The following is a 23,452-nucleotide window of genomic DNA, read 5'->3' as shown; positions in this document are numbered from 1 at the left end:
TAGCCGGCGCGTCTCAATGGATTGACAGTGCGTCCCATCCGCACGGCATTCGGCGTGGGCGCATGCACAGAAACGAATCGTCGGTTTGTTGGGACAAAAACGCTAACGGTGGCGGCCGCGCTTTTCATACATTACGTGCACCGGGTTCGCTGCTGCGTTCGCAGGTGACGGCGGTCCGGATGGACACGGAGGATGAAGCGATGCACAGACTGACGTTGCTGCCGCAGGGTATCGAAGTATGGCTTCCGGATCGCGCCGCGCTGACGGAGCTTGACTTCGAGCTGCACGGACAGGAATCGATTCCGTTCGGCTGCCGGGCAGGTGCGTGCGGCGCCTGTGTCATCGAAGTCCTGGACGGCCTGCCCAATCTCGGCAGCCGGCAAGGGGAAGAGACGGCCTTTCTCCGCACGCTCGGCTATCCGGACGAGCGCTTCAGGCTCGCGTGTCAATGCCGGCTGACCGGCGCGGCGACCGTGCAGGTCGCCACGCCCGACGGCTGAATCCATCAACGTTGCGTTCCATGCCTGTCTCCACGTCATTTATATAGGATTTCTTATGAGTAATCGTGTGAAAAACGCCGGTCTCGAGCACCGTACGCCGTTCCTGAATGCAGCCGCGGCCGCGCAGTTGCGCAGCGAGATCGATGCGCTGATCGATCGTCAGATCGACACGTGGTATGACACCGTGCCGTACGCCGCGCACCTCGAAGGCAAGTCCGTCGACAGCGAATACTACCGTCGCCACCTGATCGAAACGGCGTGGCGCATCCGGCTGCTGCGCGTGTCGGAATCGAAGGCCCTCGCCGAGATCGCGAAGCGCAGCCCGGAAGCGGCGCAGATCTGGGCGAACTAAGAGCGCGAGGAAATGCTGCACGACGACCTGTTCATCCAGGATCTCGAGCGCGCCGGCGTCACGCGCGATGCGTTTCTCGCGACGGAGCCGTACCTGTCGACGAAGCTGCTGACCGGCTACTTTTCGTATCTGCTCGATCACGAGGGCCCGCTCGGCGTCGTTGCGTACTCGTATCTGGTCGAGTACGTGAACGTGAAACTCGAGCCGCGCAAGATCGAGGCGCTGAAGGATTCGGTCGGCGAGCAGAACATCGGCGGGCAGATCGCGCATTCGCACACCGACATCAACGACGACCATCCGGGCGAAGTGTGGGCGGCGATCCGCTACCTGCTGCGCGACGACGATGACATCGCGGCGCTGAAGCGCTATCTGGGCGAACACCAGACGGTTCTCGCGCTGTATTTCAAGGAACTGTACGACGACAAGATTGCGTCGACGCTGAAGGCGGCAGCCTGACGGGAGAGCCGACATGCTGGCTGATGGCGTTCTGATTCTGAGTCACTGCGGTTATTCGTTCGTCGAGGATCTGGTCGCGGCGATCGGCCAGCGGCAATTGCATGCGTACGTCCTGACTTCCCGGCCGCTGCCGGAGCACGCGGGGCGCCTCGACGCGCTGCGCGCGCTGGCGGCCGGCGTTTATGCGGGCGACGCACACGCGCTGTCGGAGGAGGATGTCGACCGCACGCTCGACGCGTTGCAGGTGCGCGGCGTGCGGGTGCGCGCCTGCATTTCGGTATGGGAAGGCTACCGCGGGCTGATGGCGCATGCGAATGCACGCCTGGGCGTCGCGGATCTCGCACCCGCACGCGTCGAATCGCTGCGCGACAAGCTGCAGGTCCGCAACGCGCTGCATGCGGCCGGCCTCTCCAGCCGAACCGCCCGTGCGCTCACGCCGGACGTGCTGCGCGCGCTGCAGGCGACGGGCGGCGACTATTTCGTGAAGCCGGTGCAGGGTATCGCGTCGTATGGCGCCTTCCGGCTCACGCACGACACGACCTGGGCGACGCTCGAGGCGATCGCGGCCGAAGCGCGGGCGGACACGGTCTATGCCTCGGTGCTCGGCGACGGTGTGCGGTTCATCGCGGAAGAGTACGTGAGCGGAACCGAATGCAGCTTCGAGGTGCTGGCGATCGACGGCCGTCAGTATGTGGTCGCGATCCACGAGAAATGCGAACTGACCGAAGCGAACGGCACCGTGCTGGAAGACAGCTGCACCAGCCCGCCGGTATCGATCGCCGCACACGCATGCGCGGCCGGCATCGCGTGGCTCGGCAAGGTGTTCGCGCACCTTGCACTCGACTGGGGCTGCTTCCACGTCGAGGCCCGTTTCGACGGCGCTCGATGGGATCTGATCGAGATCAATCCGCGCGTGGGCGGCAGCCTGATTTCGCCGAGCGTCAAGGCGCTCAATGGCGCGGCGAACCTGCTCGACATGTGGCTTGCCGTGCTCCTGCTGGATGCCGATGCCGCGCGCGCGTCGCTCGCACACCTTGCCTACGGCGCCGACGGCCGTGCGGCGGGGCCGAACGCGACGGTCTTTCGCGTCTACTTCGCGTCGCCGGGGCGGATCGAGTCGATCGCGCTCAATCCGCTGCCGCGCGAGCCCGTGGTGACGCAGGTGCTGCTGAAGCCCGGCGACGAAGTCGATCCGGCATCACGCGAAGTATTCCTCGGCCAGTTGTTGTGGTCGATGAGCCGCGCGCAACGCGACGCCGAACTCGACACGCTGCTCGCGGCTTCCGTGGATGCCATCACCGTGCACTACCGGGTCGCCGAACCCGCGCTGGGAGCCTGATCATGACTGCTCGTTCCGCATCGACGCTGTTGATCGTCGATTACAACCTGAGCCGGGTGGAAGACGTCGCACACCTGGCGCGCTACGCGCGCGAGCGCTACGGCGCCCGGACGGTGCTGATCCGTTCAGGCCCGAGCGAACGTGACCGGCGTATCTGCGACGACGTGATCGATCTCGATCCGCTCGCGGACGGTTTCGTCGATGCCGCCGTTGCGCAGCTCGCGGGCATTGCGGGCGACCTGCGGGCCGGTATCGTGTTCTCGGACAACGCGGTCCAGCAGGGCGCCGCGCTGCTGGAGCGGCTCGGCCTTGCGGTCGATTCCGCGTCGCTCGCGGCCGGTGCGTTCAGCAAGCACGCGTATCGGGTCGCGGAGCACCGCGTGCGTGCACTGCTTGAAGCGCAGCGCGTGATGGTGCCGGACTACGCGGAGGCAGCGTCGGTCGACGATCTGCGGCGCTTCGCTGCGGCGCATCCGGGGGGCTTCGTCGTCAAGCCGTCGTGCGAGGGCAACAACCGCGGCGTGGTGGTCGTGCGCGATGGCGACAGCCTGGAGGCCGCGTTCGGCGAGGTCGCGCCGTATGTGTCGCGCGGCGTGATCTGCGAAGCGTTCATTCCGTTCGCGCGCGAATTCTCGTTCGACGGCCTGGGTGCGCTGGCGTTTACGACCGAGAAGGTCAGCGCGACCGGCCGCTATCCGGTCGAGGTCGCGCAGATCCTGCCGTCGCGGCTCGCCGATCACGAAGCGGACACGCTCACGCGCGCGGGCCGCCTCGCCAATCTGCTGGTCGGGCAACGCGACGGCCCGTTTCACAACGAGATCAAGCTCAGCGACGACGGGTTGCGGGCCGCTGTCGTCGAACCGAACCGGCGTCCGGCAGGCATGAAGATCTGGTGGCTCGCGCGCTGGGCTTACGGCGTCGATCTGTTTCACGCGTGGATCGACACGGTGTGGGGCGTCGCGCCGCCCGTGACGCTGCCGGCGCCCGCGCGCTTCGCTGCCGCGGTGATGCTGGGCGTGGCATACGACCGGCAGTTTTCACCGCAGGACGTGCGTGCCGGCGCGGACCCGCTCGGCGACGCGATTGCCGACACGGTGCGCACGCTCGGCTTGCGCGACGGCGCGCTGCAATCTCAGGGCTTCGAATGGCTGCACGCGGATCGGCGCTTCGTTCACGCGATCGCACGCGACAACGCCGATTTTGTCGCGCTCGCCTGCATCACGCTCGAACCGGGTGACGCCGATATTCGCGATGTCGTCGCGACGCTGCGCGCGAGCTGGCCGGCGGCACTCGATGCGGCCTGTGAAGTGCGCGCGGCGGCGTGACGCCATCGTCAATCAACTGGTCCGGAGACCGCGATGAACATTCTCGTATTGCACCGCGTGCCCTATCCGCGCATCGACTATGCGCGCGGCATCGATCACGATCGACACGACGTCACGTATTTCGGCAAGCGCGACATGCTCGACACGATTCCTGCGGCGCTGCGCTGCTCGCGTGTCGAGCGGGCCGGCCTCGCGTCCGCGTTCGATGAAGCGAGTGCGTGGCTCGCAGCCCGTCCACAGCGATTCGATGCCGTCATTTCCTTGTCGGAGTACGAATTGATCGACGCGGCGAAGCTGCGGGTGCGATTCGGCATCGCCGGAAAATCGGTCGAAGCAGTGATGCTGGTGCGCGACAAGGTGAAAATGAAGGCGGCGGTGCGCGACGCCGGTGTGCGCGTGCCGCGCTTCCTGCCGTTGCGCACATGGATCGAGGCGCAGGGGCACGCGCCGTGGCACGGCAAGACGGTGCTGAAGCCGCACAGCGGCGCGTCGAGTGCCGACGTCGTCGTGTTCGATACGCCCGCCGCGCTGTTCGATGCGTTGGCGGCGCGCTGCACGGGCGTCGCCGCGCTCGATTCGGACGCGCCGGGTATCGAGGACTTTCAGCTGGAGGAATTCGTCGACGGCCCGATTCTGCATTTCGACGGCATCGTCGTCGACGGCACGCCACGCGCGGTTACCGCGAGCCGCTATGTCGGCACCTGCCTCGGCTATGCGGCGGGCCAGCCGCTCGGGTCGTTCCATTTCGCGCTGAGCGACACGGCCCGGCGCTGGGTCGAGCGCGTGCTGGCCGCGGTGCGCATCGACACGGGCAGCTTCCACCTGGAAGCGATCGAACAGGACGGCGAACTGGTGTTCCTCGAAGTCGGCAACCGGGTCGGCGGTGCAGACGTGGTCGCGACGTTCGAACTCGCCACCGGCATCCACCTGCCGTCGGTCGAACTGCAACTGCTGACCGGCGCGCCGGCTAGCCTGCCGGCGCGCACCGCGTTCGCGCAGCAGCTCTGGCATGGCTGGTTCGTGTTTCCGGGCCATCACGTGCAAGGCGGCAGTTTCCACGGGTTCTCCGGCATCGAGCCGTTCCGCTCGAGCCCCGCGGTACTCGCCTGGGCCGAACTCGAGACGGGCCGCGCGTTCGCATCGAATATCACGTACTCGGCGCGCGAAACCCCGCTCGCGGGGATCATCGGCACGCCGAGCCCGGACGAGACGCGCGAGTGGATCGAGCGGCTGTTCGCATCCGCGTCGCTGTGCGTCTCCGTGCCGGCGTCCTCCTGACGCACGGGCCTTTCGACAGGAGCCGAACATGGCACACGTGATCACGGAAAACTGCATCAAATGCCGCTACACCGATTGCGTCGAGGTGTGTCCGGTCGATTGCTTTCACGAAGGCGCAAATTTTCTGGTCATCGACCCGGACGAGTGCATCGACTGCGGCGTGTGTCGTGCCGAATGCCCGGTCGGCGCGATCTTTCCCGCCGATGAAGTGCCGGCGGTGCAGTACGCGTTCGTCGCGTTGAACGCGACGCTGTCGAGGACGTGGCCGAGCATCACGCGCAGCCAGCTGCCGCCGGTCGACGCGGCCCGCTGGGCGAATGTCGACGGCAAGCTCGCGCTGCTCGAATCCTAGCCGGCGATACGACGATATACCGGCGTCGCGGCGGGAGCCGGTCTCGACAATCCCGCTTTGCCATTCACCATTCATGGAGGTTTGCATGGCACTCAATCCGCTGCAACAGTTCTTCTCGAAGGTTGGCGCCGGTGACGTACCGGGCGCGCTCGAGGTCATCGACGACGCAACGGTGTTCGAGCCGCAGGGCCCCGAGCACCTGCCGATCTACGGACGCTTTGTCGGCAAGGCCGGTGTCGAGCGCCTGCTCGGCACGCTGGTCGAGCAGTTCGAGACCGAGCAGTTCGAGATCCGCAAATGGGCCGAAGCCGACGATTACGTGTTCGCGTATGGTTACATGCAACATCGCGTGCGCAAGACGGGCCGGACCTTCAAGAGCGAATTCGCCGTCGTCGCGCGAATCGAGGGCAACGTGATCCGCCACTATCGGATTTTCGAGGACACGGCTGCCGCCGTGGCAGCGTTCGCCTGAGCGCCTGGCAGGATGCGTGTCCGGCCCGGTGCAGCGCGCGCCGGGCCGTCGTGCGCTGTGTTCGCCGCGAGGTTCAGCGAATCTGCGCGAGCCAGCCGCTGTAGTCGGTATCCGTGTGTCGCTGCAAGCGATGCTGCGCGTTTCCGGCGACGACGCGCGTTTCGCTCGGCGCGTGACCGAATTCCAGCTTGAATGCGCGGCTGAGTTGCGTGTTGCTGTTGAAGCCGTATCGGTATGCGAGATCGCCGATCCGGTGACGGGGGCTCTCGGGCGACATCAGCGCGCGGTGAATCGCGAGCAGGCGGCGCTTGCGGATGTAATTCGCGACACCGCCATCCTGCTCGAACAGCCGGTACAGACTCGAGCGCGAGATGCCGATTTCCTTGCAGATTCGATCCGGCGACAGGTCCGGCGATTCGAGGTTCTGCCGGATGTACTCCTTGATCTTCACGTACAGGGTCGACAGCAACTCGTTGCGCGCATTCGAGATCTCTTGAGCGGTCGGGCTGAGCATCGCCTTCACCAGGCTCAGCGTCGCCTGCTCGGCATGCAGCGCTTCCGACTGCGACAGCGTGCCGATCTTGTCGAGCAGGCTCCTCAGATAGCTGTCGAGGAGCTGGCTGATTCCGCCGCTGAAGATGGTGCCGTGGATGCTCGACGGCAGGCTCGGCAGCATGTCGCGCGCGACCAGCAGCGTGACCGCGTCGCCCGCCTGGATTTCACGGTGATAAGGACGAGCCTGGTCGACGACGAGGATATCCCCGGGCTGTACGAACACCGGCCGTCCATCGATTTCCCCGCGCACGCTTCCCGCGTCCCGCAGGTTGAACGAATAGTTGTCCATCCCGTCTCGCCGAATGAACGCCGCCGAACGGTTGAGCGCGTACGAGAGCGGAGCAGCCGCGCTCCCCGGATGATGATAGGTCCATTTACCTACCGAGATGTTGCCAAGCGTGTAGCCGATAAATTGGTAGTCGATTATCGGGTCAATCGGCGTGGTTAAAGCAAACTCCGCAATCGAATACTGGGTCTGCCATGCTTCGAGACGTTCTGCAGGTGAATAATCCTGCAGAGAGAAACGGAAAGGCGGGTGGGTCGAGCTACTCATCTTGTGGCCCTCAATATCGTATTTTGGTTTGCTAAATTATAGAGGGATTTCTTGAGGGAATGTGATGTGCGCAGGGGTGGGTGGCTATATAGATTTTCTTCTATCAATATGATTTTATTGAATGTTTGAATTGCGTCAGGATTGAGGGTGTTTCTGTTATTTTTAATGGGGTTCAATCGCGTGGGATAATTTGTGGGGCGGCCCAGGTATTAAAAATAGCCTGATGGTGAAATGGTGGTTACGTTTTTTTGAAATTTTATCGACTATTGCAAGCCGATATTTCTTTCGATTATCTTTCGCCGGCGCGTTGTGTGCTTTGAAGAATCGGGCCGGTGGGCTTTCCGCTGTATCTCAGGGCATGCGCCAGAATAAATGCGCTAATGTTGCAAATCGGGTGCTCGACAGATGTCCGTCATCACGCCATCTGCGAAAACTTTGCCTTCCCACATCCGGATGCCCTTGCGGACGAGCTGTCGTGCACGACGGAATGTAGGTCCGGCGTTGTCCGCAGCTGCTGTTTCTGCTGCTGATCGGGGTGGTGTGGCTGGCGCGTCCGGTACGTGCGCAAGGGAGTGATCAGGGGGAGCGCATTGAGCGCTTCCGCGAGGCATGGATGGGTGGAGTGGGACGCGATTCCGTGTGCGCGAATATTCCCGGCGGTCGCGACGTGCCGCGAGCGGCGATACCTCAAGGCCCGGAAGCTCTTGAATTGCGCTTGCTTCTGGTGTGCTCAAACCAGAGGGTGACACCGATTCAGCGTTCCCGACTGCGTCCGGGTCGCGACCGGAACGCCGCGTCCCGTCAGCCGTGCCGCGTCACGCTGCGTCACGCCGCGTCGCGCACCGCCATCGCGAGCGGCAGCATCGCCGGCCCGATGGAGGCGAGCAGCCGCTCTTTCGATACCCCGTCGCGGGATTGCACTGAAATGCCGTGCAACTGCGTCGCGTAGAAATCGGCCAGCGCCTTGATGTCGGTGCCCCGCGCGAGTTGCCCCTGTTCGGCTGCGAGCTGCAGGCGCTCGACGATCGACTGCGTGCGTGCGCGCCGATGGGCGGCCAGCCATTCCATCACCCCTTCGTTTTCGGCCGAGTAGTTGGTGGCGGCGGAGACCACCATGCAGCCGTGCGGCTGGCCGCGCCGGGTATAGGCGGCGACGGCGTCGCGCAGCATCCGTTCGACGGCTGCGCGGACATCGGTTTCCTCGACGAGCGCGCGATCGGCGAAGCCGCCTTCGCCTTGCTCGTAGAGCGCCACGGCCTCCTGGAACAGTGCTTCCTTGCTGCCGAAGGCGGCATAGATGCGCGCTGACGCAATACCCATCGCTTCGACCAGGTCGGACATCGACGTGCCTTCGTAGCCGTGTCGCCAGAACGCCAGCATCGCGCGTTTCAGCGCCGTGTCGCGATCAAATTCTCTCGGTCGTCCCGCCATATCCCTTTCGTCCGTCGTCACATCGTGCACCGATTTTATCGCGCGCCGTGTTGACACGCGCCGTTCCGCTGGCCTATTCTTTGTCGATCAACAAACAATAGGAGTTGATCATGCGTACCCTCAAGGGCCCCAGTCTCCATCTCGCGCAGTTCGCCGACGATGCGGCGCCGTTCAACAGCTTGCCGAACATCGCGCAATGGGCGGCCGGGGTCGGCTTCAAGGCGCTGCAGATTCCCGCGTGGGACGGCCGGCTGTTCGACGTGGCGACGGCCGCGGAAAGCCAGGCCTATTGCGATGACGTGAAGGGCATGTTGGCCGAACACGGGCTGGAGATCAGCGAACTGACCACGCATCTCTTCGGGCAACTGGTCGCCGTGCATCCGGCGTACGACGCCATGTGCGACAACTTCGCGCCCGAGGCCGTGCGTGGCAACCCGAACGCGCGTACCGCGTGGGCGCTGGATCGGCTCAAGCTGGCTGCGCGGGCTTCCCGACGCCTGGGGCTGACCGACATGGGCACGTTTTCGGGCTCGTTCGCGTGGCCCTACCTGTTTCCGTTCCCGCAACGGCCCGCCGGCCTGATCGAGACGGCCTTCGACGAGCTGGCGCGCCGCTGGCGGCCGATTCTCGACGTCTGCGATGAAAACGGCGTCAACCTCTGCTACGAGATCCATCCCAGCGAAGACCTGCACGATGGCGTCAGCTTCGAGCGTTTCCATGCGCTGGTCGGCCAGCACGCACGCTGCAAGATACTGTTCGATCCGAGCCATTTCGTGCTGCAGCAACTGGACTATCTCGCGTACATCGATATCTACCGCGAGCACATTCGCATGTTCCATGTGAAGGATGCCGAGTTTCTGCCTTCGGGCCGGCAAGGCATTTACGGCGGCTACGGGTCGTGGCTCGAGCGAGCCGGCCGGTTCCGCTCGCTCGGCGACGGTCAGGTCGACTTCAAGGCGATTTTTTCGAAATTTGCTCAGTACGACTATGCAGGATGGGCGACCATCGAGTGGGAATGCTGCCTCAAGGACCAGGAGGACGGCGCGCGCGAAGGGGTTGCGTTCATCAACGACCACATCATCCGGGTGACGGAGCGCATCTTCGACGACTTCGCCGGCGCCGCGGTCGATCAACGGCAAATCCACGACATGCTCGGCATCGCCTGAGCCGGCCCCCATTGCGAGGAACCATCAATATGTCCGCTCAGCTTCAGTCGTCGTCAGCCGACGCTCAACGCGTTGCCCATCAATACGTCCGCGTCGACGGCCAGCGCATTCATTGCGTGACGGCCGGCGCAGGCACCCCGGTCCTGCTGATTCCGGGATGGCCGCAAACCTGGTACGCATGGCGTCATGTGATGCAGGCGCTCGCCGCGCGCGGTTTCATGGCCGTCGCGGTCGATCCGCCCGGCACCGGCTATTCCGACCGGCCGCATGCGGGTTACGACACGGGCCACACGGCGGCCACGTTGCATCGCGTGATGGTGCAGCTGGGTTTCGATGTGTACCAGGTGGCCGGCCACGACGTCGGCATGTGGGTGGCCTATGCGCTGGCGAGCGATCGGCCCGAGGCGGTGAAGTCGCTCGCGCTCACGGAGGCGGTGATCCCCGGGCTGGCACCGGCGCCGTCGATCTTCGCTCCGCCGGAAGAGAACATCTTCCTGTGGCATTTCATGTTCAACCAGCTGGCCGATCTGCCCGAGACGCTGATTGCCGGACGTGAACGCGCCTATCTGGAGTTCATGTTCAACCGCTGGTCGTTCCGGCGCGATTGCGTGGCCGTCGATGTGTATATCGACGCCTATGCGGCGCCGGGCGGCCTGCGCGGCGGCTTCTCCTATTACCGCGCGATTCCGGAGACGATCCGGCAGAACCAGGCGCGGGCGCAGCGCAAGCTGACGATGCCGGTGCTCGCGATCGGCGCCGAACATGCCACCGGCGATGCGCCGCTGGTCACGATGCGCGACAACGCGACGGACCTGCAGGGCGCGGTCGTGCCCGATTGCGGCCACTTCATCATGGAAGAGGCGCCCGACGCATTCATCGGCCATCTGCTGCCGTTCCTGGAACGGAGCCGCTGAACATGCCGATCGACGACAACATCGCCGCGCTGCTGGCGCGCCTGGCGCTGGCTGAAGCGCCTGCGTCGCTGGACGCGTTGCGGCAGGCGACCGAGACGACACTGCGAGGCTGGCACGGGCCGCTGGAAGCGGTCGACCGCATGGAAACCTTCGCGGTGCCCACGCGCGACGGGCGGCAGATTCGCGTGCGGGTTTATTGGCCAGTGGTCGCGGCGGCACGCGCGGCACGGCAGCCAGCGATCGTTTATGCGCACGGCGGCGGGTGGTGCCTCGGCACGCTCGAGCTTTACGACAATCCTTGCCGCGCGCTGGCCAACGCGACGCAGTGCGTCGTGCTGTCGGTCGATTACCGGCTCGCGCCGGCGCACCGGTTTCCGGTGCCGGTGGAGGATTTCTGCGATGCGCTGGACTGGGTGTTCGGCGAGGCGGCCGGCCTGGGGCTGGACCCGGCGCGCATCGCCGTCGGCGGCGACAGTGCCGGAGGCAACCTTGCAGCGGCTGCCTGCCTGGTCGCACGGGAGCGGGGCGGGCCGTCGATCGCGCATCAACTGTTGCTGTACCCGCCGCTGGATGCGTCGATGAGCACGACGTCCTATCGGACCTGCGGGCAGGGCTACTACCTGACGCAAGCCATCATGCAGTATTGCTTCGACCTGTACCTGACCGATCCGGCCGATGCCGGCTCACCCCGCGTGTCGCCGCTGCGGGCGGCTTCGGTCGCGGGGCTGCCACCGGCCACGTTGCTGGCGTGCGAATACGATCCGGTGCGCGACGACGCGCACGCGTATGCGGAGCGATTGCGGGAGGCCGGTGTGCCGGTCGAATTGGTCGTGCTGCCGGGGATGATCCATGCATGCATCCATATGGTCGGCGTGACGCCGGCAGCCCGCCAGGTGTTCGACGTGGCCGGCGCGTGGATGCGCAGGGCGTTCCCGCGGTGAGCGTATGGCCGCGCGTGGAGGGTTGCACGGTCCGGCGGCCACGCGATATCAGGAAGACCGGCGCGATTTCCGCGGTGTCGACGGACTTCCTGTCCGACTGGGCACGCAGTCATTGACGCCCGACAGCAGGTTGTCTAGATTCTTCTCCATGCACGCACTTTTCATCACGACCACCACCACCACGACCGCCCATGGCGGGCCGGGAGGAGGTTGCGCGTCGTAGGTCAGTGCGTCGAACTCACCCCAAGCCCCGCCGGAAACGGACGGGGCTTTTTTCATGCTCCGCCTGGCCGGCATCGAACGTCAGCGGAGAACATGATGGATGATTGCGATTGCCGGGTGTCCGGCGACAGAGTCGACCCGTTTCGCCGGAAGCACAACGACCCAGCCGCATGGCTCACCGGAATCGTGGCAGGCGTGCCGACGTCGACGCGGCTGCTGCTGATCTTCCAGTTCCTGGTGAACCTGTCGGTGTTCGGGTCGCTGCCGCTGCTTGCCGCGTTCCTCGCCATGACGCGCCATCTGGATGCGAGCAGCGTCGCCAGCGTGCTGACGGTGAATCTGCTGGCGAGCCGGCTGCTGCCGCTGGTGCTGGGTGCGTCGACGGATCGCTTCAGCAGTCGCGTGCTGACGACGCTCGGCCTGCTTTGCCGTGCGGCGGGGTTCGTCGGATTCGCGTATGCGCAGTCGCTGCCGGGCCTGTTGACGTGGGCGTGCTTGTCCGGGCTCGGGGCCGCGCTTTACGAAACGACCGCGTATTCGATCTTCGGCTCGCTCGATGGCGCCGTGTGTCCCAAGGTGTTCGTGCTGAACAATCTGGCGCTCAATCTCGGTGCATTGATCGGCCCCGCGCTGCTGATCGTCGTGCCGGACACGAACGGGGCGCTGCCGTTTCTGGTGAGCGGCGCGGTGTTCGCGGTGCTCGCACTGGTTGCGCCGTGGATCGCGGGGCGAAGACGGCACACCGCAGTCGCCGCGCATCCGCCGCGCGGCGTGCTGGTTGCGTTCGGCGACCGGCGGTTTCGCCGGCTCTGCTGGGCGCTTGTCCCGTTCTGGACCGTGTATACGCAGATTTACGTATTCATCCCGTTGACCTTTTCGCATGGCGCATACGGCTATAACGGCGCGAGACCGTTCTACATCACGAACGCGTTGACCGGAATCGCCACCGCGTGGCTTGGCATGGGCTGGTTTCAGCGCACGCACTGGCGATCGATGATGGCGATCGGGCATGTCGCGTTGTGCGGCTGTTTTGCGAGTGCGGCACTGCTGTTCGCCGGCGACCGGGGCGCGGATGCGTCGCTCGTGATCCCGATCGTGATCGCGATCGTCTTCACGCTAGGCGAAAGCCTGATTTTTCCTGCGTCGAATATTGCGCTCGCCAACCTGACGACAGACGGCAATGCCGGCAGCTATTTCGGCGCGTCGGCGATTTCGTGGGCGATCGGCGGGATGCTCGGCAACTTCATCGGCAGCATCGCCGCAGGCTGGGCGACGCGCGCGCCGGGATGGTTCCTTTTTATGGGAATCGCGCTGACCGGCCTGCTCGCATTCCGCAGACAGCGGCCGGAATAGCCAGGGCGACGGTCGCGGCAGCGTGAACTACCTGCGTCTCCGAACCCGCGCCTTTGCGCACTTGAACCACAGTCGTATCGCACCGACGCCGCCCGCGACCGGAATCCGCGGCAACAGGAACCGATCGTCGTACGCATCGGCGCAGCCGCGCCGGGTCGTCGTCGCGTTGCGGTAACCCGCGGCGGCGACCTGGTCGCGCACGCGCGGGTCCAGGTCGCCGTACGGGTAGCAGAACGATTCGACGGGCTGGCCGCTCAACGCTTCGAGCCGCTGCTTCGATTCGATGATCTGAACCTCCGATACGTGCGCCGGCACGTGCGACAGCGCGACGTGATCGAGTGTATGCGAGCCGATCTCATGGCCGTGATCGCGCCATGCGAGCATGTCGGCGTACGTCATGAGCGGCGAGCGTGCGGTATCGGCGCCCGCATCCCAGTCGTTCTCGCCGCCGAACCGGCCGGCGACGAAGTAGCAGGTCGCGGTGAAGCCGAACGCGTCCAGCACGGGCATCGCATGCGTCAGCACGTTGCGAAAGCCGTCGTCGAACGTGATGCCGAAGACCTTCCCGCTGCGCTCGCCGCGCAGGTACGGCTGCAGTTCGCGCACGCTCAGGCCGCGGTAGCCGAGCCGCCGGAACAGCGTCATCTGGCGGCGGAACGCCTCGGGCGCGACGCTCAGGCTGCGCAGCCGGTCGAGCGGCGGCGGCGTGCGGACCTGGTGATACATCAGGATCGGGTAGCGCGTGGCGGGCAGCAGCATGAGCGGGTCGCGAGAACGGGGAGTTACGCGGCCTTGCGGAAAATCCGCAGGGTCTTGAAGTCGCCGACTTCGACGAAATCGGCATTCGCCGCCCATTGCTCGATGATCGGCTCGGCCTTCCGGTAGGCCGACGAGCCCTTGTAGAACAGCAGGTGGCCGTCGCGCGCGGTATGGCGTGCGAACAGGTCGAGCACGTCGGCGTCGGTCTTCGCGCCGTAGCGGCTGTTCGTCTCGTCGCGGAATTCGCACAGATGGAACAGCGTGACGACGTCGAACGCCGGCAGCAGGTCCGAGTGGCTCGTGTAGATGTCGCCGAAATAGGCCAGATAGGTCTTGCTCACCTCCGGTTGCCGCGTGACGAGATCGATGTACGACTTGTACTCCTTCGGCGACGCCGTCACGCCGAAGACGGTGTTGTTCAGGTGCGGCCGCGCGCATTCCACGCCGACATGGTGGTGGCCGCCGGTGCCGAAGTGATAGATGCGGATGCCGTTGAGGCGCGCGGTTTCCAGCCATTCGACGAAGTGCACGTCACACGGGCACTCCTGCGTGCGCAGGTCCCAGTACTTCTTCCAGATGTTCATGGCCATTAAACGGACCTCATGGATGTCACCCGACGATACGGGTTGTGGCGAATCGATTTCTGATAGACGGACAGCGTTGCGTCGACGAATCGTTCGAACGAGAACTCGCGCTTGCCCTTCAGCCGCGCGTTGTGTCCCATCGCTTGCACGCACCCGGGCTCGCGCATGATCGCGCGCAGGATTGCTTCGATCGCTTCGGGTTCGCGCGGCGGGACGACCCAGCCGTCCACGCCCGGCTCGACGTTCTCGGGCAGCCCGCCCACGCGCGTCACGATCACGGGGCAGCCGAGCGACATCGCTTCGCGGCACGCATACGACAGGCTCTCCTGGTACGACAGCACGAACGACACGTCGACGATCGAGAACGGTGTCCGCACGTCGTCGAGCCGGCCGGTGAAAGCGGTGCGCGCGGCCATGCGGTGCAGCGCGATCTGCTCGCGTTGCTCGCCGGTCGGCTCCGCGCCGACCAGCAGCACGCGAAACCGCTCGCGCTCGTGTTCCGGCAAGCGGCCCAGCGCCGCGATCAGGTCCATCCAGCCTTTCTCCGGCGCGGTGCCGGCGCTGCTGCCCAGCACGATCGCATCCGCGCCGGACGGCCCGAACAGCGCGATCTTGCGGCGGCGAATTTCGTCGCCGGCCAGTCGCTCCGCGGCCTGCCGGCGCACGCCGTGCTTGACGACCGTGACGTTTCCATACGGCGACCGGAGCGCGAGCATGCCCGCCACGTAGTCGCTGACCGCGATGGTGTGGTCGGTTGCCAGGCGGGCGCGCAGCACGTTGCCGAAGCTGTCGGCGCGATAGGTGTTGTGCTTGGTGAGCACGACCGCGGGCCGATACCGGCAGCCGAGCAGCGCGAGCATCACCTGCCGGTGATCGGCGGACCCGTTGACGTGGATGACGTCGAAGCGCTCGGCGACGATCCGCTGGCGCAGCCGGAGGATTTCCTGGCACAGCCGGTTCCAGCGCGGCTTGAATTCCATGTCGAAGATGGCCACGTCGGGACTGTCCTTCAGCAGTCGCGACAGGCGGCTGCCTTCCGGTGACGCGACGGTCACGCGATGATGCCGGCTCATCGCGGCGGCGAGATCGCGGACGTAGGTGTCCTGGCCGCCGCCGTAGTCGCCGTGGAAGTTGGTATACAGGATGTTCATCACGATGCCGCCTTTCCTCGATCATTCATTGGGCAGGATTACTGAGAAAAATGAATATCTCGGCCTGTTGAAAGCAACGACTCGAATCCGGTTCTGCGTTGCCGATGCGCAATTGCGCCATTGCGCATCGGCGCCCGGGCGGGACGTCACCGCGAATCGTTGCCAAATATTACAGACGCGTTACGGGCCGTAGTGTCAAGGTCTGCGCATCTTTGTGAGAATGTGTCGCGATCGTTGGCCGTGTCGTCACGCAGCGCGATGCCGCCGAGGCGCGGGGGAGTCCGGCGACGCGGTTCCCCTCGCCGGCACATGAACCGTGGCGAGCCCGGTGCGAACGGCGAGGTGGCTCGATTACCCCGCCGCCGACCACGCAGGAAGCGGGCAGGATCGCGACAAAACCTGCCTTTTCAACGACATCCGGACGCAGATCAACCCGGTCGACTTACAGCTTTGAAAGCCGGGGTGCCATTTGCGTTAGAATGCCCCCCCTTGTCCGCCATGGCGACCGCCAACGGCGGACTTGTCGCACCCAGTGAGACATGGGTTTCGATTCGTAGCCGGGCGCGAAAGCTGTGCCAGCCGTTAGCAACATACGCTTTGTGATTTGGATTACTAATGAAGAAGCACAACATCACCAAGTACATCGTTGTCGCGATGATTCTTGGAATCGCAGTGGGTTACGCTTGTCATAGCGCATTTCCCGACCCGAACATGGCGAAGGAGGTGGCCGGCTACGTGTCGTTGCTGTCCGACGTGTTCCTGCGCCTGATCAAGATGATCATCGCGCCGCTGGTGTTCGCGACGCTGACCGTCGGCATCGCGCAGATGGGCGACGGCAGCGCGGTGGGCCGCGTCGGCATCAAGGCGTTCGGCTGGTTTTTCATTGCGTCGTTCACGTCGTTGCTGCTCGGCCTGCTGACCGCAACGATCCTGCAACCGGGCAGCCATCTGAGCCTGCCGCTGCCGGCGTCCGATGCGGCCCTCGGCCTGAAGACGGGCGCCTTCACGCTGAAGGACTTCGTGGTCCACCTGGTGCCGAAGTCGATCGCGGAAGCGATGGCGAACAACGAAATCCTGCAGATCGTCGTCTTCTCGATCTTCTTCGGTACCGCGCTGTCCGCGCTCGGCGAGTCGGGCAAGCGCCTGACCGGCGTGATCGACGATCTCGCGCAAGTGATGCTGAAGGTAACGGGCGCGGTGATGTGGTTCGCGCCGGTCGCGGTGTTCGCGGCGCTGGCGTCGACGATCACGACCCAGGGGCTCGGCATCCTGCTCACGTTCGCGAAGTTCATGGCGAGCTTCTATCTGGCGCTGGCGCTGCTGTGGGGCGTGCTGACGCTCGCCGGCGTGACGTTCCTCGGCAAGCGCGCGTTCACGCTGATCCGGCTGATTCGCGAGCCGTTCCTGCTGTCGTTCGCGACGGCGAGCTCCGAAGCCGCGTATCCGAAGCTGCTGGACGCGCTCGACCGCTTCGGCGTGAACCGCAAGATCTCGAGCTTCGTGTTGCCGATCGGCTATTCGTTCAACCTCGACGGCTCGATGATGTACTGCACGTTCGCGGTGCTGTTCATCGCGCAGGTGTACGGTATCCATCTGCCGCTGGGCACGCAGATCACGATGCTGCTGATGCTGATGGTCACGTCGAAGGGGATGGCGGGCGTGCCGCGCGCGTCGCTGGTCGTGATCGCGGCGACGCTCAACCAGTTCAACATGCCCGAAGCCGGGTTGCTGCTGATCATGGGCGTCGACATGTTCCTCGACATGGGGCGCTCGGCTACCAACGCCGTCGGCAACTCGATCGCGGCGGCCGTGGTCGCGAAGTGGGAAGGGCAGCTCGACGATCCGCGCGACGACAACGATCCGGACAACGGACGCGCCATGCAGGTGAAGGTGCCGGAAACCTCGGCATCGGCATGATGCACGGCCGTGCGGCAGCGCAGCGGTAGTGGCGCGTTGCCTGCTCCCCGGTAATCGACGATCGCCGGCCTGGATTCGATATGGATTCAGGCCGGCGATTGTGTTTGGCGGAATCGTTCCACCGTGAATGCGGCGGACTTCGCCGATTCCCTGACGCCAGCGCTCGCCGTTTCAACCGGTCGCCGTTGAACGAGCGGCGATATTCCCGCAGGCACGAGCCTGATTTTCCCGATTCCCGATCCGACGCGTAAGTGACCATTCACTGTCGCGCAGCCGCGCTCGCCGTCAGCACGCATGAGTGCGACAGGCAACGGATCGAGGCCGAACCCGTGAAAAGCGCAACGGCGCGAGCGGTCCGCAATTTTTTTCGATTTATATGACGCTATGCTCGCGCTGCGCATGATCGAACGCATGCGGCACGTAATACCGACTGCGCCGGATGATTCAGCGGAAGAATTGACGCATCGCGGTTTTCAAGCCATCCGGCCGGCCCTTCATGTGAATGTTCGCACCCTTCAGGAGCGCATCCGTCATGGTCGCCAGACAACGGTTTCAGGCTGCGCTTCTTGCCGCCGCGATCGCCGCGATGACCCCCTGCGTTCACGCACGCAACACCACCGACTGGCTGGCGAACACGTATGGCACGCTCGCGGCCCACGTCGGCAACGTCGCCCGCTCGATGTGGGTCGCGCCCGAAGGCGTGATCTACACGGCGTCGATGTGGGACGAGGATGAGGGGGGAGTCGCGATCTACCAGGACGGCAAGAGCGTCGGCTCGATCGGCACGCACTCGGAGTTCCAGGGCAGCGCGATCACGGGCAACGCGACTTCGCTGTTCGTCGCGCTGCAGCCGGGCAAGACGTACGGCAGCGGCGCGGTGGGGCGCTACAACCGCGCAACGAAATATCGCGACCGCGTCATCCAGGTCAGCGCGGCGACCAACCAGCCTCGCATCGACGTCGTCACCGGGCTCGCGACGGCCGGCTCGCTGCTCTATGCGAGCGACTTCTACGGCAATCGCGTCCGCGTGTTCACCACCGACGGCGTGTGGCAGCGGGATATCAGCGTATCGGAGCCGGGCGCGCTCGCGGTGGACGGTGCGGGCAACGTGTGGGTGGCGCAGAAGCGCGCGGGCTCGATCGTCGGCTTCAGCCCGGCCGGTGCGCTGCTGAACACGATCCGGATGCCGGCCGGGTCGCAGCCGTCGGCGCTGTATTTCGATGCGGCGGCCGGGCAGTTGCTGGTGGGCGACGAAGGCCCCGACCAGAACATCAAGCGCTATACCGTGTCGGGCCGGCCCGCGCTCGCTGGCACATTCGGCGTACGCGGCGGCTATCTCGACACGACGACGGGCATCAAGGGGCAGGTCGGTGCGCAGCGCTTCACGCGCATCGTCGGGCTCGGCAAGGACGCCGGCGGCACGCTCTATGTGCTCAACAATCCGTGGGGCGGCAGCTGGGATCTCGGCCGCAACGGCGCGACCGACATCCATGCGTACAGCAGCACCGGCAGCCTGCGGTGGACGCTGCAGTCGTTGAACTTCGAAGGCATCGCCGCGCCGGATCCGGTCACGGATGGCGCGCTGTTCTACGGCGGTACGCACGTGTACCGCGGCGGCGCGGGCGGCACGTTCGTCGCGAACACGGTCGACCCGTTCACGTATCCGGCCGATCCGCGCATCGACATGAGCGACACGCAGCGCGACGAGCATTTCGGGCTGCTCGCGTCGGTGGGTGCGAACCGGATTCTCGTCGCGGCGGGCCAGAACCCGCCGATTTTCTACTTCTTCCACTTCGACGCGGCGAACGGCTATATCGCGATCCCGGACGGCTCGATTCCGGGCCCCGCGTTCAACACGACGCGGCGCGTGACGAGCGGCTTCAGCATCGACAGCAAGGGCGGCGTGTGGGCCGGCCTCGACAAGACCGGCGCGATTACCCACTACCCGCTGGCCGGCTTCGACGCGAGCGGCAAGCCGTCGTGGGGCCCGGGCGTCGCGACCCGCGTGCCCGACAGCATCCAGCCGCTCACGCGCATCGTCTATCTCGCGGACAGCGACACGATGGTGCTCGCGCAGGGCGCCATCGGGAGCAACGACTGGACGTCGATCGGCACGCGCATCGAGGTGTATCACGGCTGGCGCGCGGGCAACACGACGAAGCCGGACCCGGTGATCACGCTGCCGCACAGCGGGGCGAAATCGATCGACGCGGTGGGCAACCATCTGTTCGTCGGCTACTGGTTCAGCAGCAGCGGCCCGCTGTGGCCGAACGTGGACGCGTTCAACCTCACCACCGGCACCCTCGATACCACGCTGGTCAATGCGAGCCCCGCCACCGTGGACACCAGCAGCGCGATCGATGCGATGTACAGCATCCGCGCGTACCGTCGATCGAACGGCGAGTACGTGGTGATGAAGAACAACGTGAAAGGGAACAGCATCACCGTGTACCGGTGGATGCCCTGACTTCGATGAGGCGCGTGCGGCCGCCTCGACCTCGGTGGGCGGCCGGGCGCGCGAAGCAATGACGGCGTTCGTCGCGATTTCGCGGGATTTCCATGCCGTTTCCATCGAATTTCCACATCACGCGTTCGTAATGACCGGCGTGCGCAACGCGCGCCTCACCGCCCGCCGGGCGGCCGTCCCCCAACCACACGACGCGGAAAATCGGTTCCGGGCACAATGACAGCGGCACCGGCAGGCACTGCGCGTGCCCGCGACGATGAACCCAATCGACCGACTGGTAGCGCCGGCGCATTGCAGCGCCGGTGAATGTGCGCGGCAGCCCCATGCCGCGTTTTTTGAGCCGAAGTGACGAAACGATGAAGATGAAAACCACACCGAACCGCCTGTTGCTGATCGCCGTGCTGGCCGGCGCGCTGAGCGGTACTGCCCACGCAGAGACGGCGGCGCCCACGGCGACCGTCGCGACGGTCAACGGCACACCGATCACGCAGGCCGACGTCGATACGTTGCTGCGCGCGTCCGGGCAACCCGATTCGCCGCAGATCCGCCAGGCGATCAAGAATCAGCTGATCACGCGCGTGCTGGTTCAGCAGGCCGCCGAGAAGGCGAACTACGCCGACAAGCCCGAGGTCAAGGCGGCGGTGCAGCAGGCGAAAGCGAATGCCGAAGTGCAGCTTTACCTGCGCGACAACGTGAAGCCCGAGCCGGTGACCGAGGAACAGGTCAAGGCGCGCTACGACGAACTCGTGGCCGCGCTCGGCAAGAACGAGTACAAGCCGCGCCTGATCGTCGTCCAGGATCCGGTGACGGCCGCGACGGTGCTGAGCGAGCTGAAGGCGGGCAAGTCGTTCGAAGGGCTGGCGCGTCAGTACAGCGTGGCGCCGAGCCGCGATACCGGCGGCGAACTGCCGTGGGTGAGCTTCCACACGCCGGCGACGGAAGGCAAGACGTCCGGCTTGCCGTTGCCGGTCGCGCAGGCGCTCGAGAAACTGAAGGTCGGCGCCGCGACGAGCGATTCGATTCCGGTCGATGGCGTGCGGGCGATCGTGAAGCTGGATGCGAAGCGGCCGACGCAGGTGCCGGATTTCGCGACCGCGAAGCCGGCGCTTCAGCAGCAACTGCAGGCGGCCGCCGTGGAGAAGGCGAGTGCGCAGATGATCGGCAACTTGCTGAAGGACGCGAAGATCACGCAGTAATGCGGCGACGTCGGCACGCCGGACGTCACGCGCGCCAGACCATGCTCGCGCTCGTTTCGGTTTCCGATTCGCTGCGGAAGCCGAGCCGTTCGTAGAGCCGCCGCGCCGGGTTGCCATGCAGCACGCTGAGCGACACCGGCACGTGCGCGCGTGCGGCGTCGCTCAGTAGGGCGTTCAGCACCGCTTCGCCGATGCCCCGGCCCTGGCGCGCGGGGAGGATCTGGATCTGGTGAACGTGCCACTCGTCGGTCGCGCGCGTCACCTTCAGCAAGCCGATGGCGTCGTCACCTTCGCAGACGATCATCGCATCGTCGAAATTCGCGCGAATGCGCCGGTCATGCGCTTCGTCATCGGTCGGCGCGCCAACGCGTTGCAGGTGCTCGGTCATCGTGAGGCGACGCAGGTTCAACAGGAACGGCAGGTCGGCGGCAGACGCCGGGCGCAGGCGGATTGCGTGTGTCATCGGGCGGACTCGTTCGTTCGGGCATTCGGGATCGACGACGGGAAGGTTACCCCGGCGGATCATTCCCGATGTCGGGCAGCCGGTCAAAGGGCGCGGCGCCGAATCCGGCGCGCATGCGCGGCCGATCATGCGGCGCGCCGGCCGGACGCGTTTTGCACATCGGCGAGATTGGCGATCAGCGTGTCGACCACGACGCGTTTCAGGCTCACGAGCGCGGAAGGCGCGTCGCCTCCCCCCGCGTGGACGCACACGTCGACCGACGGCAGCGGCGGCAGGCCGTCGCGCTCGCCGAGCGGCCGCAGCGTCGGCGGCACTCCCGCCATCGTTCTCGCCGTGATGCCCAGTCCGCCCGCGACGCCGGCCCACAGGCTTTGCAGGCTGCCGGTCGTGTAAGCGAGCCGCCACGCGATGCCGGCCTGGTCGAGCGCATCGGTGCCCGCCTTGCGGAACAGGCACGGCGGCTTGTACAACGCCAGATCCAGCGGCGCGCCGGCGCGCGGACGCACGTCGATGCGTTGCGGCCCGATCCATGCCATCGGCAGCGTGACCAGGTGTTCGGCGTCGGCGCGATGCCCGCGGCCCATCGCGAGCACGATGTCGAGTTCGCCGCCATCGAGCCGGTCGAGTAACGCGCCGTTGCCGTCGACGACGATGTCGACGCGCACGCCCGGGTGCGTGCGCTTGAACTGGCCGAGCGCGACGGGCAGCCACGATTCGGCGAAGTCGCCGGGAAGCCCGAATCGCACGGCCCCCTCGATCGCCGCGCCGCGGATCGCGCCGACCGCCTCGTCGTTCAGTTCGAGAATGCGACGCGCATAGGACAGCATCAGTTCGCCGGCCTCGGTCGGCACGAGGCCGCGCCCCTGGCGGCGAAACAGCGGCTGGCCGATCTGCGTCTCGAGCTTGCGCATCTGCTGGCTGACCGCCGACTGCGAGCGGCCGATCCGGTCGGCGGCGCGGTTGAGGCTGCCGAGCCGATCCGCGGCGAGCAGCGTGCGCAGCGCATCCATGTCGAGATTCGGAAGCGTCATGATTCGGTTTTACTTATAAATCGATTTCGAATTATCGTATTTATTGCACATTCTCGTCGCTACCATCAAGTGAACCGGTCGTTCCGGTTCACGGGGATGCGCGCGATACGCGGCTGCGGATCTCCGTGAGGTGGCTTCCCTTCTTTTTGACGAGGACAGTGAATGAACATCCGCTCGATATTCCGCCAAGGCTTTCCCGGCATGCTGCTGGCCGCATCGATGATGCCCGGCGCCGCATCGGCCGCGCCGTCGCTCGCGGGGGCGTGGACGCTGGTCGCAGCCGACGTACAACATCCCGACGGTACGATCGGACGCGACTTCGGTGCCGATCCGAAGGGGCTGCTGCTGATCGACGCGCACGGGAACTATTCGCTGCAGATCTTCAGGTCGGAACGCCCGCGCTTTGCGTCGAACGACAAGGCGACCGGCACGCCGGACGAATTCCGGGAAGCCGTGCTCGGCTCGAGCACCCACTACGGCACGCTGACCGTCGATCCCGCGAACCACACGCTCGCGTTTCACATCAGCAATGCGTTGTACCCGAACTGGGCCGGGCAAACGCAGACGCGACGCTATCAATTGAAGGACGGCGAACTGAGCTACCGCGTGCCGCCGCGCGCCAACGGCGACATACCGATCTCGGTGTGGCGGCGAGTGGATTGACGCGAGAGGGCG

The 23,452-nt window shown here is 65.5% G+C and carries 24 protein-coding genes; 16 read left to right on the top strand and 8 right to left on the bottom strand.

The features are described 5' to 3' along the window. Positions 1 to 62: 62 nt before the first annotated feature. The 8 genes from ACPTTC_RS32825 to ACPTTC_RS32790 all read left to right on the top strand — a co-directional run bounded on the left by ACPTTC_RS32825 (position 63) and on the right by ACPTTC_RS32790 (position 6,074). Complete coding sequence (locus tag ACPTTC_RS32825; protein WP_423395510.1) at positions 63 to 500, top strand: 2Fe-2S iron-sulfur cluster-binding protein; 438 nt, start codon at positions 63 to 65, stop codon at positions 498 to 500. A 67-nt stretch (positions 501 to 567) separates the two neighbouring features. Next, positions 568 to 852, top strand: coding sequence for a hypothetical protein (locus tag ACPTTC_RS32820; RefSeq protein ID WP_423395509.1), 285 nt, complete (start codon positions 568 to 570; stop codon positions 850 to 852). A gap of 12 nt (positions 853 to 864) precedes the next feature. Next, positions 865 to 1,308: a hypothetical protein gene (locus ACPTTC_RS32815; RefSeq protein WP_423395508.1), complete on the top strand. Its 444-nt coding sequence runs from the start codon at positions 865 to 867 to the stop codon at positions 1,306 to 1,308. Between the two features lie 13 nt (positions 1,309 to 1,321). Continuing rightward, entirely contained in the window at positions 1,322 to 2,647 is a 1,326-nt protein-coding gene (locus tag ACPTTC_RS32810; protein ID WP_423395507.1) for an ATP-grasp domain-containing protein, read from the top strand. 2 nt (positions 2,648 to 2,649) lie between these two features. Further along, positions 2,650 to 3,972 (top strand): ATP-grasp domain-containing protein, encoded by a 1,323-nt coding sequence (locus tag ACPTTC_RS32805; RefSeq protein WP_226200170.1) that lies wholly within the window; start codon positions 2,650 to 2,652, stop codon positions 3,970 to 3,972. A 33-nt stretch (positions 3,973 to 4,005) separates the two neighbouring features. Beyond that, positions 4,006 to 5,250: an ATP-grasp domain-containing protein gene (locus ACPTTC_RS32800; RefSeq protein WP_423395506.1), complete on the top strand. Its 1,245-nt coding sequence runs from the start codon at positions 4,006 to 4,008 to the stop codon at positions 5,248 to 5,250. Positions 5,251 to 5,278: 28 nt separating this feature from the next. Further along, the gene (gene fdxA, locus ACPTTC_RS32795) at positions 5,279 to 5,602 is read left to right on the top strand and encodes a ferredoxin FdxA (RefSeq protein WP_423395505.1); all 324 of its coding nucleotides are present in this window, start codon (positions 5,279 to 5,281) and stop codon (positions 5,600 to 5,602) included. An 85-nt stretch (positions 5,603 to 5,687) separates the two neighbouring features. Then, positions 5,688 to 6,074: a nuclear transport factor 2 family protein gene (locus tag ACPTTC_RS32790; RefSeq protein WP_423395504.1), complete on the top strand. Its 387-nt coding sequence runs from the start codon at positions 5,688 to 5,690 to the stop codon at positions 6,072 to 6,074. Positions 6,075 to 6,147: 73 nt separating this feature from the next. Here the strand turns inward: ACPTTC_RS32790 and ACPTTC_RS32785 are convergent, their stop codons facing one another. Together ACPTTC_RS32785 and ACPTTC_RS32780 are read right to left on the bottom strand one after the other, a co-directional pair. Beyond that, positions 6,148 to 7,182: a helix-turn-helix domain-containing protein gene (locus tag ACPTTC_RS32785; protein ID WP_423395503.1), complete on the bottom strand. Its 1,035-nt coding sequence runs from the start codon at positions 7,180 to 7,182 to the stop codon at positions 6,148 to 6,150. 825 nt (positions 7,183 to 8,007) lie between these two features. Beyond that, on the bottom strand, positions 8,008 to 8,613 hold the full coding sequence (locus ACPTTC_RS32780) for a TetR/AcrR family transcriptional regulator (RefSeq protein ID WP_423395757.1): 606 nt from the start codon (positions 8,611 to 8,613) through the stop codon (positions 8,008 to 8,010). A 110-nt stretch (positions 8,614 to 8,723) separates the two neighbouring features. On the opposite strand from ACPTTC_RS32780, the gene ACPTTC_RS32775 reads away from it, so the two are divergent. From ACPTTC_RS32775 to ACPTTC_RS32760, 4 genes are all read left to right on the top strand, one after another. Further along, the gene (locus tag ACPTTC_RS32775; protein WP_423395502.1) at positions 8,724 to 9,779 is read left to right on the top strand and encodes a sugar phosphate isomerase/epimerase family protein; all 1,056 of its coding nucleotides are present in this window, start codon (positions 8,724 to 8,726) and stop codon (positions 9,777 to 9,779) included. Positions 9,780 to 9,808: 29 nt separating this feature from the next. Beyond that, positions 9,809 to 10,693, top strand: coding sequence for an alpha/beta fold hydrolase (locus ACPTTC_RS32770; RefSeq protein ID WP_226200158.1), 885 nt, complete (start codon positions 9,809 to 9,811; stop codon positions 10,691 to 10,693). A 2-nt stretch (positions 10,694 to 10,695) separates the two neighbouring features. Then, the gene (locus tag ACPTTC_RS32765; RefSeq protein ID WP_423395501.1) at positions 10,696 to 11,634 is read left to right on the top strand and encodes an alpha/beta hydrolase; all 939 of its coding nucleotides are present in this window, start codon (positions 10,696 to 10,698) and stop codon (positions 11,632 to 11,634) included. A 339-nt stretch (positions 11,635 to 11,973) separates the two neighbouring features. Continuing rightward, the gene (locus tag ACPTTC_RS32760; RefSeq protein WP_423395500.1) at positions 11,974 to 13,209 is read left to right on the top strand and encodes an MFS transporter; all 1,236 of its coding nucleotides are present in this window, start codon (positions 11,974 to 11,976) and stop codon (positions 13,207 to 13,209) included. A gap of 27 nt (positions 13,210 to 13,236) precedes the next feature. Here the strand turns inward: ACPTTC_RS32760 and ACPTTC_RS32755 are convergent, their stop codons facing one another. Genes ACPTTC_RS32755 through ACPTTC_RS32745 form a run of 3 tightly spaced genes read right to left on the bottom strand, consistent with a single transcriptional unit; the run spans position 13,237 to position 15,703 of the window. Next, complete coding sequence (locus ACPTTC_RS32755) at positions 13,237 to 13,968, bottom strand: polysaccharide deacetylase family protein (RefSeq protein ID WP_423395499.1); 732 nt, start codon at positions 13,966 to 13,968, stop codon at positions 13,237 to 13,239. Between the two features lie 23 nt (positions 13,969 to 13,991). Then, on the bottom strand, positions 13,992 to 14,558 hold the full coding sequence (locus ACPTTC_RS32750; protein WP_423395498.1) for a hypothetical protein: 567 nt from the start codon (positions 14,556 to 14,558) through the stop codon (positions 13,992 to 13,994). Next, a complete protein-coding gene (locus ACPTTC_RS32745) occupies positions 14,558 to 15,703 on the bottom strand; it encodes a glycosyltransferase family 4 protein (protein WP_423395497.1) in 1,146 nt (381 codons plus the stop codon). Before ACPTTC_RS32745 ends, ACPTTC_RS32750 begins: the two co-directional genes overlap by 1 nt. A 615-nt stretch (positions 15,704 to 16,318) precedes the next feature. On the opposite strand from ACPTTC_RS32745, the gene ACPTTC_RS32740 reads away from it, so the two are divergent. Continuing rightward, positions 16,319 to 17,620 carry a dicarboxylate/amino acid:cation symporter gene (locus ACPTTC_RS32740; protein ID WP_423395496.1) on the top strand — a complete coding sequence of 434 codons (1,302 nt, stop codon included), beginning with the start codon at positions 16,319 to 16,321 and terminating at the stop codon, positions 17,618 to 17,620. Between the two features lie 532 nt (positions 17,621 to 18,152). Further along, entirely contained in the window at positions 18,153 to 20,087 is a 1,935-nt protein-coding gene (locus ACPTTC_RS32735) for an SMP-30/gluconolactonase/LRE family protein (protein ID WP_423395495.1), read from the top strand. On the opposite strand, the gene ACPTTC_RS32730 is transcribed toward ACPTTC_RS32735, so the two are convergent. Then, positions 20,062 to 20,460: a hypothetical protein gene (locus tag ACPTTC_RS32730; RefSeq protein WP_423395494.1), complete on the bottom strand. Its 399-nt coding sequence runs from the start codon at positions 20,458 to 20,460 to the stop codon at positions 20,062 to 20,064. The genes ACPTTC_RS32735 and ACPTTC_RS32730 overlap by 26 nt on opposite strands. Between ACPTTC_RS32730 and ACPTTC_RS32725 the strand changes: the two genes are divergently transcribed. Further along, positions 20,444 to 21,283, top strand: coding sequence for a peptidyl-prolyl cis-trans isomerase (locus ACPTTC_RS32725; RefSeq protein ID WP_423395493.1), 840 nt, complete (start codon positions 20,444 to 20,446; stop codon positions 21,281 to 21,283). The genes ACPTTC_RS32730 and ACPTTC_RS32725 overlap by 17 nt on opposite strands. 25 nt (positions 21,284 to 21,308) lie before the next feature. On the opposite strand, the gene ACPTTC_RS32720 is transcribed toward ACPTTC_RS32725, so the two are convergent. Further along, complete coding sequence (locus tag ACPTTC_RS32720; protein WP_423395492.1) at positions 21,309 to 21,746, bottom strand: GNAT family N-acetyltransferase; 438 nt, start codon at positions 21,744 to 21,746, stop codon at positions 21,309 to 21,311. A gap of 125 nt (positions 21,747 to 21,871) precedes the next feature. After that, positions 21,872 to 22,777, bottom strand: coding sequence for a LysR substrate-binding domain-containing protein (locus ACPTTC_RS32715; protein ID WP_423395491.1), 906 nt, complete (start codon positions 22,775 to 22,777; stop codon positions 21,872 to 21,874). Between the two features lie 162 nt (positions 22,778 to 22,939). Between ACPTTC_RS32715 and ACPTTC_RS32710 the strand changes: the two genes are divergently transcribed. Continuing rightward, entirely contained in the window at positions 22,940 to 23,440 is a 501-nt protein-coding gene (locus ACPTTC_RS32710; RefSeq protein ID WP_423395490.1) for a lipocalin-like domain-containing protein, read from the top strand. The last annotated feature ends 12 nt before the right edge of the window (positions 23,441 to 23,452 follow it).

It is taken from the genome of Burkholderia mycopellens (assembly GCF_964265025.1).
In the GTDB taxonomy this organism is placed as follows: Bacteria; Pseudomonadota; Gammaproteobacteria; order Burkholderiales; family Burkholderiaceae; genus Burkholderia.
Note: the sequence above shows the minus strand (reverse complement) of the source record. Positions and strands in the feature narration are given on the sequence as shown.

Excerpts from the sequence above, each read along its gene's own strand:
- ACPTTC_RS32800 (WP_423395506.1), top strand. The coding sequence starts at position 4,006 with ATGAACATTCTCGTATTGCACCGCGTGCCCTATCCGCGCATCGACTAT.
- ACPTTC_RS32725 (WP_423395493.1), top strand. The coding sequence starts at position 20,444 with ATGAAGATGAAAACCACACCGAACCGCCTGTTGCTGATCGCCGTGCTG.
- ACPTTC_RS32735 (WP_423395495.1), top strand. The coding sequence starts at position 18,153 with ATGGTCGCCAGACAACGGTTTCAGGCTGCGCTTCTTGCCGCCGCGATC.
- ACPTTC_RS32780 (WP_423395757.1), bottom strand. The coding sequence starts at position 8,613 with ATGGCGGGACGACCGAGAGAATTTGATCGCGACACGGCGCTGAAACGC.
- ACPTTC_RS32815 (WP_423395508.1), top strand. The coding sequence starts at position 865 with ATGCTGCACGACGACCTGTTCATCCAGGATCTCGAGCGCGCCGGCGTC.
- ACPTTC_RS32715 (WP_423395491.1), bottom strand. The coding sequence starts at position 22,777 with ATGACGCTTCCGAATCTCGACATGGATGCGCTGCGCACGCTGCTCGCC.
- ACPTTC_RS32805 (WP_226200170.1), top strand. The coding sequence starts at position 2,650 with ATGACTGCTCGTTCCGCATCGACGCTGTTGATCGTCGATTACAACCTG.
- ACPTTC_RS32710 (WP_423395490.1), top strand. The coding sequence starts at position 22,940 with ATGAACATCCGCTCGATATTCCGCCAAGGCTTTCCCGGCATGCTGCTG.
- ACPTTC_RS32740 (WP_423395496.1), top strand. The coding sequence starts at position 16,319 with ATGAAGAAGCACAACATCACCAAGTACATCGTTGTCGCGATGATTCTT.
- ACPTTC_RS32755 (WP_423395499.1), bottom strand. The coding sequence starts at position 13,968 with ATGCTGCTGCCCGCCACGCGCTACCCGATCCTGATGTATCACCAGGTC.
- ACPTTC_RS32765 (WP_423395501.1), top strand. The coding sequence starts at position 10,696 with ATGCCGATCGACGACAACATCGCCGCGCTGCTGGCGCGCCTGGCGCTG.
- ACPTTC_RS32825 (WP_423395510.1), top strand. The coding sequence starts at position 63 with ATGCACAGAAACGAATCGTCGGTTTGTTGGGACAAAAACGCTAACGGT.
- ACPTTC_RS32775 (WP_423395502.1), top strand. The coding sequence starts at position 8,724 with ATGCGTACCCTCAAGGGCCCCAGTCTCCATCTCGCGCAGTTCGCCGAC.
- ACPTTC_RS32790 (WP_423395504.1), top strand. The coding sequence starts at position 5,688 with ATGGCACTCAATCCGCTGCAACAGTTCTTCTCGAAGGTTGGCGCCGGT.
- ACPTTC_RS32720 (WP_423395492.1), bottom strand. The coding sequence starts at position 21,746 with ATGACACACGCAATCCGCCTGCGCCCGGCGTCTGCCGCCGACCTGCCG.
- ACPTTC_RS32750 (WP_423395498.1), bottom strand. The coding sequence starts at position 14,558 with ATGGCCATGAACATCTGGAAGAAGTACTGGGACCTGCGCACGCAGGAG.
- ACPTTC_RS32745 (WP_423395497.1), bottom strand. The coding sequence starts at position 15,703 with ATGAACATCCTGTATACCAACTTCCACGGCGACTACGGCGGCGGCCAG.
- ACPTTC_RS32785 (WP_423395503.1), bottom strand. The coding sequence starts at position 7,182 with ATGAGTAGCTCGACCCACCCGCCTTTCCGTTTCTCTCTGCAGGATTAT.
- ACPTTC_RS32770 (WP_226200158.1), top strand. The coding sequence starts at position 9,809 with ATGTCCGCTCAGCTTCAGTCGTCGTCAGCCGACGCTCAACGCGTTGCC.
- fdxA (WP_423395505.1), top strand. The coding sequence starts at position 5,279 with ATGGCACACGTGATCACGGAAAACTGCATCAAATGCCGCTACACCGAT.
- ACPTTC_RS32810 (WP_423395507.1), top strand. The coding sequence starts at position 1,322 with ATGCTGGCTGATGGCGTTCTGATTCTGAGTCACTGCGGTTATTCGTTC.